The following is a 13721-nucleotide window of genomic DNA, read 5'->3' on the forward strand; positions in this document are numbered from 1 at the left end:
GCGTTATGCGAATCAATCCATCAACATCCAGAATAAGAAATGAATGAAGAACAAATAACATTATTGATAGCAATTACTGGAATAGTTACAGCCATAGCAGCTTTGATTTCTGCAATAGCGGCTTGGCGAGCTGTTGCTCAAGCGAACAAATCTCATGAAAAAGCACAATTGATTGAGAGAAGAAGCTTAGTGAAAGAGTTAATCTCAAATTGCAAGAGTGCATTGAGCTCAAGCATTATCTGTGAGCACTTATATGATAGAATTCAGATAGAGTATGCTAGACACGCTAAATTTACTGGTTACGCCGAAGACACTGACTACCTGGAAAATAAAGAAGAACTAGAAAAGGAACATGGAATAATAGTTGATTCAGTAAAAGGAATTGAAGAAATAATTTCAACGCAAGAACTTTTGCATAAAGACACAGTAGAAGAATTGTACAAAAAACATAGTAAGATTTCTTTATTTCAGGCAAGAATTGATGCATTACAAGAGAAAATGAAATCAAATCTTACAGCTATACAAACTGCTGCAAATAAAGCACAAATGAAAGTCACCAGCGCATAACAAGTAAATCCAGGTGACGCCTACGGCGCACCTGATTTAGGCGTTAGCTGTCATTATCGAGTTTGTTATTTCCTTTCTATCGAAATTATCTTCTCAACACAGTATCCTTGGCTTTTCGTAACGGGCGTTCAGGTGTTGTCGTATAAAAACACGCGCATGCCAGCTTAAGCAAAGGAGTTGCTGCAAGTTCAATCTGTGCTGGCAGGCGGTAGCGTGCGTAAGATAATAAAGAAACGCCAGAATAAGTCTGTCGTCTTCATCTTGGGCAAAAATACGCCAGTTCAGGAAAACAGCATAGTTCAGCATCTTTTGTTCATCGCAGGCTGGCGATAGAGTTCAGCGTAAATGCTTTTCGGGTTAAGCCGGGCAGAGTTCAGTCTTTTTGGTGGCATTCCATGCCACATCACTGTTGTCACAAACCCGGCATCAGCCTTTTCGCATTTGCTTTCATCATGCGCCAGCTACAGAAAGCCGAGGCCAGCAAGGTTGGGCAAAACGGCAAAGTTCAGTTTAAAAAAACAGCTAACAAAAAAATCCAGGTGACGCCTACGGCGCACCTGATTTGGGCGTTAGCTGTCATTATCGAGTTTGTCATTTCTTTTCTATCGAAATTATCTTCCTGAAACAGTATCCTTGGCTTTTCGCAGCTGGCGTTCAGGCGTTGTCGTATAAAAAACACGCACATGCCAGTATAAGCAAAGGAGTTGCTGCAAGTTCAATCTGTGCTGGCAGGCGGTAGCGTGCGTAAAATAACAAAGAAACGCCAGTAAAGGTTCATCAGCCAGTATCTTGGGCAAAAATACGCCAGTTCAGGAAAGCAGCAAAGTTCAGTATCTTTTGTTCATCGCAGGCTGGCGATAGGGTTCAGCGTAAATACTTTTCGGGTTAAGCCGGGCAGAGTTCAGTCTTTTTGGTGGCATTCCATGCCACATCACTGTTGTCACAAAACCGGCATCAGCCTTTTCGTATTTGCTTTCATCATGCGCCAGCACCAGAAAGCCGAGGCCAGCAAGGTTGGGCAAAACTGCAAAGTTCAGTTTAAAAAAACAGCTAACAAAAAAATCCAGGTGACGCCTACGGCGCACCTGATTTGGGCGTTAGCTGTCATTATCGAGTTTGTCATTTCCTTTCTATCGAAATTATCTTCTCAACACAGTATCCTTGGCTTTTCGCAGCTGGCGTTCAGGCGTTGTCGTATAAAAAACACGCACATGCCAGCATAAGCAAAGGAGTTGCTGCAAGTTCAATCTGTGCTGGCAGGCGGTAGCGTGCGTAAAATAACAAAGAAACGCCAGTAAAGGTTCATCAGCCAGTATCTTGGGCAAAAATACGGAAGTTCAGGAAAGCAGCAAAGTTCAGCATCTTTTGTTCATCGCAGGCTGGCGATAGAGTTCAGCGTAAATGCTTTTCGGGTTAAGCCGGGCAGAGTTCAGGTTTCTTGGTGGCATTCCATGCCACATCACTGTTGTCACAAAACCGGCATCAGCCTTTTCGTAGTTGCTTTCATCATGCGCCAGCTACAGAAAGCCGAGGTCATCAAGGTTGGGCAAAACGGCAAAGTTCAGTTTAAAAAAACAGCTAACAAAAAAATCCAGGTGACGCCTACGGCGCACCTGATTTGGGCGTTATATGCTTCCATCAACATGGAGAGTTCATGAGAGAAAGTATCATTCGAGAAATCGTATGTAGAGATAGAAGTCTTGAAGAATGGGAATATTATTCATCTCATGAATGCCCATCTCCAGAGGTTCTTCGAGAACCAATGCAAAAAATGCTTGCATCCGTTGAGCCTGCATTTGGTTCATGTGTAATGTTGAGTGGAGCTTTTGTTGTTGCGCTGGCAGCGCACTATTCAATCCCTGCAATCGCTGTCGTTGGCGATCTGAATATTGTGGGAAAACCCGTTTTCAAATGTAATGGAAACATACCATTACCAGAGAACAATGATGAAACAATCAATGCAACTTGGGATGGCCATTGTTGGGTAGAAATTGGCGGGGTAATTTGTGACCTTTCCATTTTCAGATCAGCTTACAACATACAGAGGCCAAGTTTGCTCAAAGAATATATTTCATCACAATATGGTGAAGGTAAAGGTGCAATTTTATCTCCCCCTGAAGCACTTCTACCAGATATGGAATATGTTCCAAAGCATGTTTTAACCGACAGGCAACTTGAAGCAATAATCAACGGTCTGATTTCAGTAAAACAAGGAACACGCATATAACAAGTGGTTCCAGGTGACACCTACGGCGCACCTGAACCAAGCGTTAAATGCCTCAATCAAATATGTACAAAACATCGAAAGAAGAAGCTCAATCCTTGATTCATCCCTTTTTGGGAAAGAGAATTACCCGCGCATGGCGTGGTCATGGTTCTGCCATTTTTCTGGAATTTGGTAAACTAAATAGAAATCGTGGTGAGCTAACTGCAATGATTGAATGGAGTTGGCGGATAGAAGGAAAATCCACAATTGTTGCAGGTAGTTGGTCTGATGAATCTGAGTTTGAATGTGCACTAAAAGAACTGCATGGCTTGAGACTTGAAGAAATTTCGTTTTCTTCGAGGCTTCCCGAAATAGTTATAAAATTGAGCCACGAGAAATGGGTATGTTCGTTCTCAACAGTAGAAGGCGACCCTGAATGGGCGCTAATAACTGAAGCTCAAACATTGCTATCAAAAAATGGTAGCTTGTACATCGAGTAACCGGCATTTAACAAGTAAATCCAGGTGACGCCTACGGCGCACCTGATTTAGGCGTTAGCTGCCACCAGACATATCCGTTATAATCAACCTTTTTTATCGTTCATGCAGGAATTAACATGACAGAGTCTAATGAAAATTATGATTCAGAAGTAGAAGTTAACGAAGAGTATGCAGTCAAAGAATATGATATTACTGCTTCGCCAAATGATTTCAACATAAAAACAATGTTTGATTTTATTGAATCCGGAGCTCTGATTATTCCAGGATTCCAAAGAAACTATGTATGGGATATTAAACGAGCATCAAAACTAATAGAATCCATTCTTCTTGGCTTACCAATACCTCAAATATTCCTGTATCAAGAATCAAGGAATAAGTTTCTTGTAATTGATGGACAACAAAGGCTTATGTCTATTTATTATTTCATGAAACAGAGGTTTCCAAGAAAAGAGAAGCGAGTAGAACTTAGAAAAATATTTGGAGAACATGGTAAAATACCTCAAGAAATAATTGATGATGACTCTTACTTTAGAAAGTTTAACCTTCAACTATCCCAACCTGAGCTTGGACAAGACAATAGATTTAGCAAGTTGAACTATTCCACTCTAGGTGAACATAAATTAGGCTTTGATATGCGGACAGTTCGCAATGTCATAGTAAAGCAAAACCTTCCTGATGATGATAACTCATCGGTCTATGAAATTTTTAATCGTTTAAATTCTGGCGGTGTAAACTTAAGGCCTCAAGAAATTAGAGCAAGCTTATATCACTCAGAGTTTTACAATCTTCTATTCCGTCTCAACAATGATACGAGATGGAGAAGATTACTATCTTCAACCGAAGCTGACTTGCACATGAGAGATGTAGAAATACTTTTACGATCCTTTGCAATGCTCATTGACGGTGTAAATTACAAACCATCAATGGTTAAGTTTTTAAATGCATTTTCAAAGAAAGGAAAATCCTTCCAACAAGAAGAATTAGATAATTTAGAAGCACTTTTTTCATCTTTTCTTGATTGTTGTGAGCAATTACCAGAGAGAATATTTTTCAGTGAATCTGGTAGGTTTGCCACACTGTTTTTTGAATCTGTTTTTTATGCATCATGCTCTGACGGTTATGAAAATAAGACTTATTCATCGAGAGAACTGAGTCATGAAAAAATCAAGTTAACCTTCCAAGACAATGAATTCCTTGTGGCTTCCCGGGAAGATACAGCGAGTTTAAAGAATGTCAAAAAAAGATTAGAGAGGTCAAGAGCTATCATTGGGGGTTAATACTGTGGTTACTATCATTGATAGCTATGTTGAACAACACAAAATACTTTCTGATTATTTATCAGAGCAGGGAGAAATCTCGCTAAAAATAGATGCTGATAGAAGATTCACGAAAGTTCTTATCCTTGCTTGTGCAAGCTATTTTGAAGACGAAGTAGTTAAATCAATAGAACGATATGTTAAAGCTGCAACATGTGATAACGAAACTATATTTTCTCTCATTCGTAGTAAAGCACTAAATCGTCAGTACCACACACTTTTCGACTGGAATAAAAAAAACGCAAATAAACTATTTTCATATTTAGGAGATGAATCAAAAAGCAAACATTTGTCTGATGTGAGAACTATAGATGGATTAAAAGAATCTGAAGAAAAATTTATGCTTATAGGCAACTCCAGAAACACTCTTGTTCATACTAATTTTGCAATCGCTTCTGTAGATGAAACTTATGAAGATGTATATTCACAATTTACAAGTGCTAACAATTTTATTCATTACCTTGAAGATCATCTTAATCAACTAAGCAGCTAACAAAAAAATCCAGGTGACGCCTACGGCGCACCTGATTTAGGCGTTATGCGTTTCCTCAGCCTCAACACTGCTATTCAATCTCAATTTTTAGAAAGTAAGAATGGAAAAAAGATACCAAGTATTTGTTAGTTCAACTTATACAGACTTGAAAGATGAACGGCAAAAAGTTCTTCAGACATTAATGGAGATGGACTGTATTCCAGCAGGGATGGAACTATTTCCAGCAGCAGACGAAGAACAATGGGAGTTCATTAAAAAAGTAATTGACGATTGTGATTACTATCTAATTATTATTGGTGGTAGATATGGGTCCTTGGCTGACGATGGACTCAGCTATACCGAAAAAGAGTTTGATTATGCAGTAAGTAAAGGTATTAGAGTAATCGCATTGGTCCATGAAGAGCCAAACTCTTTACCAAGGGACAAAACGGAAACAAATCCAGAGCACTTCCAAAAGCTTCAGAAGTTCATCGAGAAAGTAAAAGATGGAAGATTGGTTAGATTTTGGAATAGCCCCTCGCAACTGCCCGGTGAAGTTTCACTGAGCCTTAATAAGACAATAAAAATGTTTCCGGCAACTGGATGGGTAAGGGCTGATTCCACAGCATCACCAGAATTACTTGTTGAGATTAATGAATTAAGAAAAACTAATGAAGAGCTACTACATGAAATAAACAGCTCAAAGATTGATAAATTTTCAATCAACGCTTCTGAGTTAGCTGACTGGAATAGTCCTTTAGATATCGGTGGTATCTATGATGCTTACTATCACGATTACGATGGAGGCTATACTAATGAAATGCCGTGGTCATCAAAAACAACTTGGAAAAATGTTTACGGTTTACTGTCTCCGCTACTCGTAGAAACTCCTAATGAAAAATCGATAAATGAGTTTCTTGCAAAACAATTATGTAATGATGAGGAGAGAGAATACTCCATCTCCAACATTGAAATTGATCAGCAAGACATATTTACAATAAGAATTCAGTTCTTAGCTTTAGGATTAATTGAAGTTGAGTCTACGGCCTCAGGTCTCATTGAGTGGTCGCTAACTCCGGCAGGCATGCAAAAAATGCTTGAAGCAAGAGTCGTCAGAAAATAAAACACGCATAACAAGTAAATCCAGGTGACGCCTACGGCGCACCTGATTTAGGCGTTATAAGCTTCCTCAACATCGGAGTAAACAATGGGTGCCCTATTCTTCTTTCATGAGAAAGTTACAGCCAACAACAATAAAGGCAAGAAGTTTGAATGTCAGGTAGAAGCATTAGACAATCATGGAACTCCTGAACTGAGAATTGGCCCAGTTGAGGAAGCATACAACGGATCAATAGCAGAATTTGATGACTGGGAACAGTTTGACCGATTTGTAGAAGCTATAAATTTGCTTCATGCTCGTCTATCTCCAAAAAACGAAAAATAAAATTTATATTGAGGAAGTTATGTACGCTCCAGGGACTGTTTTAAAACTTAACTTCGGAACTTTCTATCACTATGGAATTGCTGATGGATTGGGTTTCGTCATTCATAATTCTAAAAAACACCTTAAAGTCACAAGGGAAAGCTACGAAGACTTCGCTGAAGGAAAGGAAATTCTAGTCAGTGACATAACAAGCCAAAATCCTGATTTAGCTGTAATTAAAGCAAACCGCTACATTGATATGCCATACGACCTTATCAAGTCGAATTGCGAACATTTTGCACGGTTATGTCATGGTATTGAAGTTGAAAGCACACAAATACAACAATATTTCCTTTTAGCTCTTGGAGCTGGTGCAGCTGCCAAAAGTGATAATTCATACATTAAAGCTGTGGGGGGAGCAGTAGCAGTATCATCACTTCTAACACCAACAGAAGAAAGTCCATTTAAAAATGCAGCAATAGCCGCTCTCATTGCCGCGGGTCTTGTTGCTTTGGCAAAGGCGTAAATCGCTTATAACAAGTAAATCCAGGTGACGCCTACGGCGCACCTGATTTAGGCGTTACATGCTTATACAAATCCGCCAGTCCTCCGTACACTTGCTCTCTGAACTTCTTACGACTAGAATGATCTATACGGAAAATATCCGTACATATAGAGGCAAGAGAAAATGGCGACAGCAAGGCTAGATTTGAGGCTGGATGAAGAGATTAAGGTCAAAGCAGAAAAGGCGTCTGCCCTTCTGGGGTTGAAGAGCCTGACTGAATATGTGGTCAAGCTCATGGATGAGGACTCCACTCAAGTCATTGAAAAATATGAGAGTATTACTATCGAGGATGACCTTTTCGACAAGTTTACTCATGCCTGTGACAAGGCAAAGGCACCAAATAATGCTCTTAAAGAAGCTTTGGCATTTACTGAGCAGAAAGGTGTGAAGTGAGCTGGTCAAAGAAATTCGTTGAACTTGATAAAAACCTCCATGACAGAGAATCCTTCGATTGTGGGGAAGCTGAGCTAAACCAGTTCATTAAAACTCAAGCAGCAAAGCACATGCATGCTGGCATCAGCCGAACTATGGTGTTACCAGCTCTAACACCACTGCCAAATCAAAAACTACCGATTTGTGCATTTTATAGCATTGCTCCAAGCTCTATTTGCCGTGAAACTCTGCCCAAAGCAAAAGCCAAAAAGCTTCCAAGGTATCCGATTCCTGTTTTTCTACTTGCTCAACTTGCCGTCCACCGAGAGTTCCATGGACAAGGCCTTGGTAAAGTATGCTTAATCAAAGCTTTGAAATACCTGTGGGAAATAAATTCACACATGAGAGCGTATGCCATCGTCGTTGATTGCCTCACTGATGAAGCTGAGAAATTTTATACTAAATATGGTTTTGAATACCTTTGTGAGCATAATGGTCGTACACGTATGTTCATTCCCATGAAAACCATTGAAACCTTATTCAGTTAACCTGAAACACGCATGTAACAAGAAAATCCAGGTGACGCCTACGGCGCACCTGATTTAGGCGTTAGGTTCTTGAGTACATCATGAAAAAGATTATCGCACTATTAACAACGATTTTAGGTTTATCCTCTCAAGCAAATGCTGAAGAAGAGCAGGCTGCTTATCAGCTAGATTATGATCAGATGATAATTCTTGATGCTGAAGATTTGGCCGAACAAGGAATTAAGGAGGCTTATGAAAATGTTAAGCCTAAGCTCCAAGAGTATGTAAAGGAGGCTGCTCTGATTGAAGAAATATTAGATAATAATATTCCTTTTTATAAAGTCTCTTCTCAAGATAAGGTATTTGATATTTATGGTCCAGAATTAGATGAAGGCCAAGGCCAAGGCCAAAGCTGGGGAAGAGCTACTTATGCTTTGTTCAGCATCGTAAATAATCAGATAAAAGGGAAAGATATACAGTTTTACGCAATAAATTCGGGCAACGATCTTGGAGGTATGTTTCTAAGTTCAGATGAGGCTCGTTTAGCTAGAGAGTCATTGCCAAGAAAAACTGACTGGCCTTACATTCCAAAAAACGAACACCCTTGGTATGGTCAGCAAAAATGAACCTAACAAGCGCTTCAACAAGGACAAATACTGGTTGGCTCCTACGCTGCGCTTCGGATTTTAGCCAACCAGCATTTGCCTGTTAAGCGGGCGTTAAGTGCTTTGAGAGAAATGGAAAATATCGAAGTTAAGAAGAAAAAATGGGCATCTGTTCATCACAGTAATGGATTTATTTCCGTTAGCGCTAATTCAGGATACAGAAGTAGTGCTACCGATCCGGAATTATATCATCAAGTTATGCCTGATGATTGTAGTGATGAGGAGCTTGGGGATAGTATCCGTATTGCTCTGACAAAAAGCAGATTCTTGCCTGTTGAAGAAGTTACGGAATTCTTTCACTTAAAGAACGTAGAGCAACGTTATTCTGTATTCGTGAAATATCTTCTTGAAGAAATGGGTGATATTCCTCGAGCTAAAGCTTTCAGAAAAATGAAGTTATGTCATATCTGCTTTGAGGATGGAAAAGTGAAAATATCCCCAACTAAGAAAGCTCGCGGTGAGGCATGGGAAGGTACAAGTTTCACTACAAAAAATACACAATATATAGAATTTAACAGCACACCTAGAGAGTTAGGTGCTGCAGTCAGAGAGGCCATAGGCTTTTGCAAGTAGCACTTAACAAGGCAATGCACATGACCTCCGGCCACTGTCACCTTTTGTGCATAAAACCCGCACAAAAGGCGCCAGTAGCCTCCGGCAAGTGATTGCGGCGTTAGGTGCCAAACGTTAACGTCAAATTCAAGAAGTTCAAGCTTTAATTTTGTGCCTCCATCAAGCACGCACAGACTTGTTCAAACCAGCAAAATAAAGAATGTGCCAACAAATTTACTGGCCTTATCGAAAATGACAAAAATGGGGGCATCAGTTCCACCTGCTGGCAAAACGAGTTTCACCGGCGTTTTCAAACCAGCAAAATAAAGTCTGTGCCAACAAGTTCCACCTGTAAGTTCGTGCCAGCAATTTCCAGCGGTATTGTTTTTGTACCTGGCAAGCACGACATCGTGCCAAACAAATATTATTTACCAACAAAGTCGCAACAAACTTATCGTACCAGCGGCTGCACCTAACAAGCGCATCCAAGTGACGCCTTCGGCGCACCTGATGCGGGCGTTAGGTGCCAAACGTCAGCGTCAAGTTCAAGAAGTTCAAACTTTAACTTTGTGCCTGCATCAAGCACGCACAGACTTGTTCAAACCAGCAAAAGAAAGAATGTGCCAACAAATTTACTGGCCTTATCGAAAATGACAAAAATAGGGGCATCGGTTCCACCTGCTGGCAAAACGAGTTTCACCGGTGTTTTCAAACCAGCAAAATAAAGTCTGTGCCAACAAGTTCCACCTGTAAGTTCATGCCAGCAATTTCCAGCGGTATTGTTTTTGTAACTGGCAAGCACGACATCGTGCCAAACAAATATTATTTACCAACAAAGTCGCAACAAACTTATCGTACCAGCGGCTGCACCTAACAAGCGCATCCAAGTGACGCCTTCGGCGCACCTGATGCGGGCGTTAGGCTCTCCCAAAATATCAATTTGGAGTTTAAATGGAATTTGAAACTTGGCTTTATTATTCACTTGCCGTATTGGTGCTCACAGCATCACCTGGACCGAGTGTACTTTTATGCCTTACAAAGTCTGTAACTGAAGGTTTTGGTTCATCTATATTTACTGCACTTGGTAGCTTGCTCGCTATCCTTGGTATTATGACTCTGTCATTTACCGGTCTAGGTGTAGTGATTGCGTCTTCTGAGTTGATTTTCAATACAATAAAGTGGGCAGGATCAGCGTATTTAATATATTTAGGATATAAAGCTTTAACTTCAAAAGAGCATACCTATGAAATTCACCAAGATGCTGATCATCAGGTAAGGCAGTCGAAACTCTCTCTATTTAGTAGTGGTTTCATTGTTGGCGCAAGTAACCCGAAAGCGATTGTTTTCTTTACTGCATTATTTCCACAGTTCATATCAACAAGTGAATCTTTATTGCCACAATATGCAATTTTTTGTATTACGTTTTCAGTTCTGGAGCTGGGTTGGCTTCTTCTCTATGCTCACTTAGGTTCAAAGTCGTCTACATGGCTGCTTCAAAAAGGCCGTGCACAGTTTTTCAATAAAATCACTGGTGGTGTTTTTGTTGGTGCAGGGGTTCTGTTGTCAACAAGTAGGGCACAAGCCTAACAAAAAAATCCAGGTGACGCCTACGGCGCACCTGATTTAGGCGTTAGCTGCATCACAACATTACGTTCAAACGTAATTTCTATTGATAGATCGCAATGAATTTAGATCGAACAAAAGCTCTTATACATTCAGAGATTGATGAAACGGAACCAATGGAAGCATTAGTTCACGTTTTAGAATCATCTTTGGAGTTAATTCAGCTGCCTGATAATGATTTTTGCTGGTCTTCATGGAGAACTGTAGAGGAAGCACAGCAAGAACTTATTTCTCTTATAAAAATGGTAAAATCATACTCTCTACCACCAAAAATAGAAGTTGATGTGCTTTTTGCCCCGACAGGACCAATGCAAGAAGTGAGTATAAGTAGTGGTTGGGGAGATGCATTTTTACTTGTAGCTGAAAAGTATGATCAAGTTGCAAGTTTAATCTGGCAACGCAGCTAACAAGTAAATCCAGGTGACGCCTACGGCGCACCTGATTTAGGCGTTATGTGGCATCAGTAAGTGCATAGAACAATCAATCAAATCAGAATTTCTGAACTAATGAGCTGATTATGGCTTCAGAAAGGTAAGAATAAATCTACTGATTAAGAATCGAAGTAAATGGCCTTCTGATAGTTTCTTGAAAGTTACGATTCAGGATAGTCGGAAATCACATTTTTGGTTTGTGCAATGCCAGCATAGAGTTCATCGCTATCGCAATGCTGCCAAGAAACTGTCGGGGCAAGTCAGCGAAAGTGTGCGGTGGCAGCCCTGAACATATCAGGTATTGGTAAACGAACATCGGAGCTTGCTGGCAAAAAAACTGGTCGTATTAGTTCATCAAGCACGAGTAAAAATCATAAAAAAGTCTGCCGCATAACAATAAATTGCAAGTGACAGCGCCTGCGGCGCTGCACCTGAATTTGGCGTTATGCAGCTAAAAAAAGTTCGCAGTATCAACCCATGTAAAGCACACTGAGAATAATATGAATTTCATAATAAAAAATATTAAGTGGGTAATGCTGGTATCTGGAATATTCACTGCAACTATGTTCTACGGTCTATTTGCCCCCCAAGCAGCAATCGAATCTATGTTTGGTTCGTCTTTCGATGGAATCTTAGAGACCTTAATTATTCGTAGCTGGTCGGCATTGGTTGGGCTTATCGGCTTCGTTCTTATCTATGGTGCTATTAATGAAAACAGTCGAGTATTTTGCATTTCTGTAGCAGCCTTCAGCAAAGCAGTTTTTGTCTCATTACTATTCATCTATGGTCAAGAATTCTTGAGTAAGTCAGCACCCGCTCTCATACTGGATTGCGCGTTAATACTATTAACCCTAATGTACCTAATTTCTTTACGCATCAAGCAATCCGCTGCATAACAATAAAATCCAGGTGACATCGCCTGCGGCGCTGCACCTGATTTTGGCGTTATGTAGCTAAATTAACATTGCAGTAAAATTTATGAATGAAGTACAACAAGAATATCTAAACAAATATCTGGAAACATTGAGCCAAGAGCAAAGGCAAAATCATCAGAATGTTGTCGCAGATTATTTCTGTGCAGATGAAGAAAATGCAAATATTTGTTCTGACTTGATTTTGAAAGGCGAGAAGACTGCAACTTGTAGCATGAAATACTGGTACGAGTCTGGGCTTGAACCAATGCCGAAAGTCGGGACATTGCAAGTGGTCACAGACTGGAATGGCAATCCAACTTCAATTATTAAAATAACGGAAGTGACAGAGTGCAAATTCTCAGAGGTTACAGCAGAGTTTGCAGCTTCAGAAGGTGAAGGCGACAAATCACTTGATTGGTGGCGTAAAGCTCACTGGGATTTTTTCTCAGCAGAGTGCCAGAAGCAAGGATTACAGACAAGCAATAACATGGTGTTAATCCTAGAAAAGTTTAAAGTCGTCTATGAGTAACCGCTACATAACAAAAAAATCCAGGTGACGCCTACGGCGCACCTGATTTGGGCGTTAGAAGCACATCAAACATTGGAGTAAAAATTGAATTCATTTTTCAAGTGGATATTTAGAAATGCTTGGAACTTATTTGGAGCATTAGGGGTTGCAGGTACATTCTATTTCTCTCTTATGTATGTTCCTGATTATGTGAAAGACATTACAGTGGGTAAAACTAATGTTATTCACGAAAGTCTTATGGATGATCTACAAGAATTGTTTTTCTATGAAAAGGAAATTTCCATAGATGATGTTGAAATGTTTATTCGTGCAAAAGAATTGAAGCAAGGTATTACCTATCCGTTTACATCTGAAGAGCTACTTGTTCAAGTACAAGAGCGCTTCATGGGTAATAAATTTATCCCATTAGAAAAGAGGGAGTCACTTTTAAACTCTATAAATAAACTTCGCTCAAAATATGTTGCTCCAAATGAGCCTGAAGAAAAGCCATATGATTGGGCTAGGTTGATTTCATTACTAGCTTCAGGCTTAGGAGCATTGATTGCTACAATTGGCGCATCTAGCATCGTCGTTAAGTTAAAGAGAGACAGAGAAACAGAAGTAGATATTATTTCTGGTGATGTAATTATCAATCAACATAGAGGTTCTATGTCTGCATCTGCTTTCGAATTTGAAAAAATGGTTGGCAATGTATTGGTTGAGCTGGGGGTTTTACGAAGTTCTGATTCTGACAAGTATGATTTTCTAACTAAAAGCAAAGAGAATGAGTTTATAGTTGAAGTTAAGAAATACTCAAAGTTATTAGGTTTAGGGACAGCTCGAGAATTTTTATATAGGGTTTTAGATTCCGGAAAAGGTGGTATTCTTGTTGTTTCATCTGGCGTAACTAAAAGAACTGAAGAGCTTTTAGAAGAACACAATAAAATCAACGAAACACAACAAGTAAAATTAGTCGTAGCAAACTCAAGAGAAGATGTCAGAAAACAACTAGCCAAAATATTCAACGCATAAGTGCTTCTAACAAGAAAATCCAGGTGACGCCTACGGCGCACCTGATTT

The 13721-nt window shown here is 39.8% G+C and carries 21 protein-coding genes; 20 read left to right on the forward strand and 1 reads right to left on the reverse strand.

Translation table 11 applies throughout. The features are described from left to right. The first annotated feature begins 39 nt into the window (after positions 1-39). The 15 genes from ACY2RQ_RS18415 to ACY2RQ_RS18485 all read left to right on the forward strand — a co-directional run bounded on the left by ACY2RQ_RS18415 (position 40) and on the right by ACY2RQ_RS18485 (position 9186). On the forward strand, positions 40-567 hold the full coding sequence (locus ACY2RQ_RS18415) for a hypothetical protein (protein WP_490114468.1): 528 nt from the start codon (positions 40-42) through the stop codon (positions 565-567). Between the two features lie 395 nt (positions 568-962). Continuing rightward, positions 963-1190: a hypothetical protein gene (locus ACY2RQ_RS18420; protein WP_490114469.1), complete on the forward strand. Its 228-nt coding sequence runs from the start codon at positions 963-965 to the stop codon at positions 1188-1190. Between the two features lie 300 nt (positions 1191-1490). Further along, positions 1491-1790 carry a hypothetical protein gene (locus tag ACY2RQ_RS18425; RefSeq protein ID WP_490114470.1) on the forward strand — a complete coding sequence of 100 codons (300 nt, stop codon included), beginning with the start codon at positions 1491-1493 and terminating at the stop codon, positions 1788-1790. 228 nt (positions 1791-2018) lie between these two features. Then, entirely contained in the window at positions 2019-2225 is a 207-nt protein-coding gene (locus tag ACY2RQ_RS18430; RefSeq protein ID WP_490114471.1) for a hypothetical protein, read from the forward strand. Then, positions 2222-2794 carry a hypothetical protein gene (locus ACY2RQ_RS18435; RefSeq protein WP_490114472.1) on the forward strand — a complete coding sequence of 191 codons (573 nt, stop codon included), beginning with the start codon at positions 2222-2224 and terminating at the stop codon, positions 2792-2794. The genes ACY2RQ_RS18430 and ACY2RQ_RS18435 overlap by 4 nt, the downstream gene beginning before the upstream one ends. Before the next feature lie 47 nt (positions 2795-2841). Continuing rightward, positions 2842-3273, forward strand: a complete 432-nt coding sequence (locus ACY2RQ_RS18440; RefSeq protein WP_490114473.1) for a hypothetical protein — start codon at positions 2842-2844, stop codon at positions 3271-3273. 116 nt (positions 3274-3389) lie between these two features. Further along, positions 3390-4550: a GmrSD restriction endonuclease domain-containing protein gene (locus ACY2RQ_RS18445; RefSeq protein ID WP_490114474.1), complete on the forward strand. Its 1161-nt coding sequence runs from the start codon at positions 3390-3392 to the stop codon at positions 4548-4550. Positions 4551-4554: 4 nt separating this feature from the next. Beyond that, positions 4555-5082, forward strand: a complete 528-nt coding sequence (locus ACY2RQ_RS18450; protein ID WP_490114475.1) for a HEPN domain-containing protein — start codon at positions 4555-4557, stop codon at positions 5080-5082. 100 nt (positions 5083-5182) lie between these two features. After that, entirely contained in the window at positions 5183-6184 is a 1002-nt protein-coding gene (locus tag ACY2RQ_RS18455; protein ID WP_490114476.1) for a DUF4062 domain-containing protein, read from the forward strand. A gap of 84 nt (positions 6185-6268) precedes the next feature. Then, positions 6269-6505 (forward strand): hypothetical protein, encoded by a 237-nt coding sequence (locus ACY2RQ_RS18460; RefSeq protein ID WP_490114477.1) that lies wholly within the window; start codon positions 6269-6271, stop codon positions 6503-6505. Then, entirely contained in the window at positions 6474-7010 is a 537-nt protein-coding gene (locus tag ACY2RQ_RS18465; RefSeq protein ID WP_490114478.1) for a lecithin retinol acyltransferase family protein, read from the forward strand. Before ACY2RQ_RS18460 ends, ACY2RQ_RS18465 begins: the two co-directional genes overlap by 32 nt. Positions 7011-7172: 162 nt before the next feature. Next, positions 7173-7442, forward strand: a complete 270-nt coding sequence (locus ACY2RQ_RS18470) for a type II toxin-antitoxin system TacA family antitoxin (RefSeq protein ID WP_490114479.1) — start codon at positions 7173-7175, stop codon at positions 7440-7442. Beyond that, positions 7439-7969 (forward strand): GNAT family N-acetyltransferase, encoded by a 531-nt coding sequence (locus ACY2RQ_RS18475; RefSeq protein ID WP_490114480.1) that lies wholly within the window; start codon positions 7439-7441, stop codon positions 7967-7969. Before ACY2RQ_RS18470 ends, ACY2RQ_RS18475 begins: the two co-directional genes overlap by 4 nt. Before the next feature lie 80 nt (positions 7970-8049). Next, positions 8050-8574 carry a hypothetical protein gene (locus ACY2RQ_RS18480; RefSeq protein WP_490114481.1) on the forward strand — a complete coding sequence of 175 codons (525 nt, stop codon included), beginning with the start codon at positions 8050-8052 and terminating at the stop codon, positions 8572-8574. A gap of 111 nt (positions 8575-8685) precedes the next feature. After that, positions 8686-9186, forward strand: a complete 501-nt coding sequence (locus ACY2RQ_RS18485; RefSeq protein WP_490114488.1) for a contact-dependent growth inhibition system immunity protein — start codon at positions 8686-8688, stop codon at positions 9184-9186. Positions 9187-9763: 577 nt separating this feature from the next. Here the strand turns inward: ACY2RQ_RS18485 and ACY2RQ_RS18490 are convergent. Continuing rightward, positions 9764-9967, reverse strand: a complete 204-nt coding sequence (locus tag ACY2RQ_RS18490; RefSeq protein WP_490114482.1) for a hypothetical protein — start codon at positions 9965-9967, stop codon at positions 9764-9766. 149 nt (positions 9968-10116) lie between these two features. On the opposite strand from ACY2RQ_RS18490, the gene ACY2RQ_RS18495 reads away from it, so the two are divergent. The 5 genes from ACY2RQ_RS18495 (at position 10117) to ACY2RQ_RS18515 (ending at position 13673) form a co-directional block, all read left to right on the forward strand. After that, the gene (locus ACY2RQ_RS18495; protein WP_490114483.1) at positions 10117-10752 is read left to right on the forward strand and encodes a LysE family translocator; all 636 of its coding nucleotides are present in this window, start codon (positions 10117-10119) and stop codon (positions 10750-10752) included. Positions 10753-10847: 95 nt separating this feature from the next. Continuing rightward, complete coding sequence (locus ACY2RQ_RS18500; RefSeq protein ID WP_490114484.1) at positions 10848-11195, forward strand: hypothetical protein; 348 nt, start codon at positions 10848-10850, stop codon at positions 11193-11195. A 524-nt stretch (positions 11196-11719) separates the two neighbouring features. Beyond that, the gene (locus ACY2RQ_RS18505; RefSeq protein WP_490114485.1) at positions 11720-12115 is read left to right on the forward strand and encodes a hypothetical protein; all 396 of its coding nucleotides are present in this window, start codon (positions 11720-11722) and stop codon (positions 12113-12115) included. Between the two features lie 82 nt (positions 12116-12197). Continuing rightward, positions 12198-12662, forward strand: coding sequence for an ASCH domain-containing protein (locus ACY2RQ_RS18510; protein ID WP_490114486.1), 465 nt, complete (start codon positions 12198-12200; stop codon positions 12660-12662). 84 nt (positions 12663-12746) lie between these two features. Further along, positions 12747-13673 carry a restriction endonuclease gene (locus ACY2RQ_RS18515; protein ID WP_490114487.1) on the forward strand — a complete coding sequence of 309 codons (927 nt, stop codon included), beginning with the start codon at positions 12747-12749 and terminating at the stop codon, positions 13671-13673. Positions 13674-13721: the final 48 nt, after the last annotated feature.

This window comes from Parendozoicomonas sp. 209JJ7-1 (genome assembly GCF_058147085.1).

What these genes read in the sequence shown, in the direction of transcription:
- ACY2RQ_RS18415 (WP_490114468.1), top strand. Translation starts at nt 40, where the DNA reads ATGAATGAAGAACAAATAACATTATTGATAGCAATTACTGGAATAGTT.
- ACY2RQ_RS18420 (WP_490114469.1), top strand. Translation starts at nt 963, where the DNA reads ATGCCACATCACTGTTGTCACAAACCCGGCATCAGCCTTTTCGCATTT.
- ACY2RQ_RS18425 (WP_490114470.1), top strand. Translation starts at nt 1,491, where the DNA reads ATGCCACATCACTGTTGTCACAAAACCGGCATCAGCCTTTTCGTATTT.
- ACY2RQ_RS18430 (WP_490114471.1), top strand. Translation starts at nt 2,019, where the DNA reads ATGCCACATCACTGTTGTCACAAAACCGGCATCAGCCTTTTCGTAGTT.
- ACY2RQ_RS18435 (WP_490114472.1), top strand. Translation starts at nt 2,222, where the DNA reads ATGAGAGAAAGTATCATTCGAGAAATCGTATGTAGAGATAGAAGTCTT.
- ACY2RQ_RS18440 (WP_490114473.1), top strand. Translation starts at nt 2,842, where the DNA reads ATGCCTCAATCAAATATGTACAAAACATCGAAAGAAGAAGCTCAATCC.
- ACY2RQ_RS18445 (WP_490114474.1), top strand. Translation starts at nt 3,390, where the DNA reads ATGACAGAGTCTAATGAAAATTATGATTCAGAAGTAGAAGTTAACGAA.
- ACY2RQ_RS18455 (WP_490114476.1), top strand. Translation starts at nt 5,183, where the DNA reads ATGGAAAAAAGATACCAAGTATTTGTTAGTTCAACTTATACAGACTTG.
- ACY2RQ_RS18460 (WP_490114477.1), top strand. Translation starts at nt 6,269, where the DNA reads ATGGGTGCCCTATTCTTCTTTCATGAGAAAGTTACAGCCAACAACAAT.
- ACY2RQ_RS18465 (WP_490114478.1), top strand. Translation starts at nt 6,474, where the DNA reads ATGCTCGTCTATCTCCAAAAAACGAAAAATAAAATTTATATTGAGGAA.
- ACY2RQ_RS18470 (WP_490114479.1), top strand. Translation starts at nt 7,173, where the DNA reads ATGGCGACAGCAAGGCTAGATTTGAGGCTGGATGAAGAGATTAAGGTC.
- ACY2RQ_RS18480 (WP_490114481.1), top strand. Translation starts at nt 8,050, where the DNA reads ATGAAAAAGATTATCGCACTATTAACAACGATTTTAGGTTTATCCTCT.
- ACY2RQ_RS18485 (WP_490114488.1), top strand. Translation starts at nt 8,686, where the DNA reads ATGGAAAATATCGAAGTTAAGAAGAAAAAATGGGCATCTGTTCATCAC.
- ACY2RQ_RS18495 (WP_490114483.1), top strand. Translation starts at nt 10,117, where the DNA reads ATGGAATTTGAAACTTGGCTTTATTATTCACTTGCCGTATTGGTGCTC.
- ACY2RQ_RS18500 (WP_490114484.1), top strand. Translation starts at nt 10,848, where the DNA reads ATGAATTTAGATCGAACAAAAGCTCTTATACATTCAGAGATTGATGAA.
- ACY2RQ_RS18505 (WP_490114485.1), top strand. Translation starts at nt 11,720, where the DNA reads ATGAATTTCATAATAAAAAATATTAAGTGGGTAATGCTGGTATCTGGA.
- ACY2RQ_RS18510 (WP_490114486.1), top strand. Translation starts at nt 12,198, where the DNA reads ATGAATGAAGTACAACAAGAATATCTAAACAAATATCTGGAAACATTG.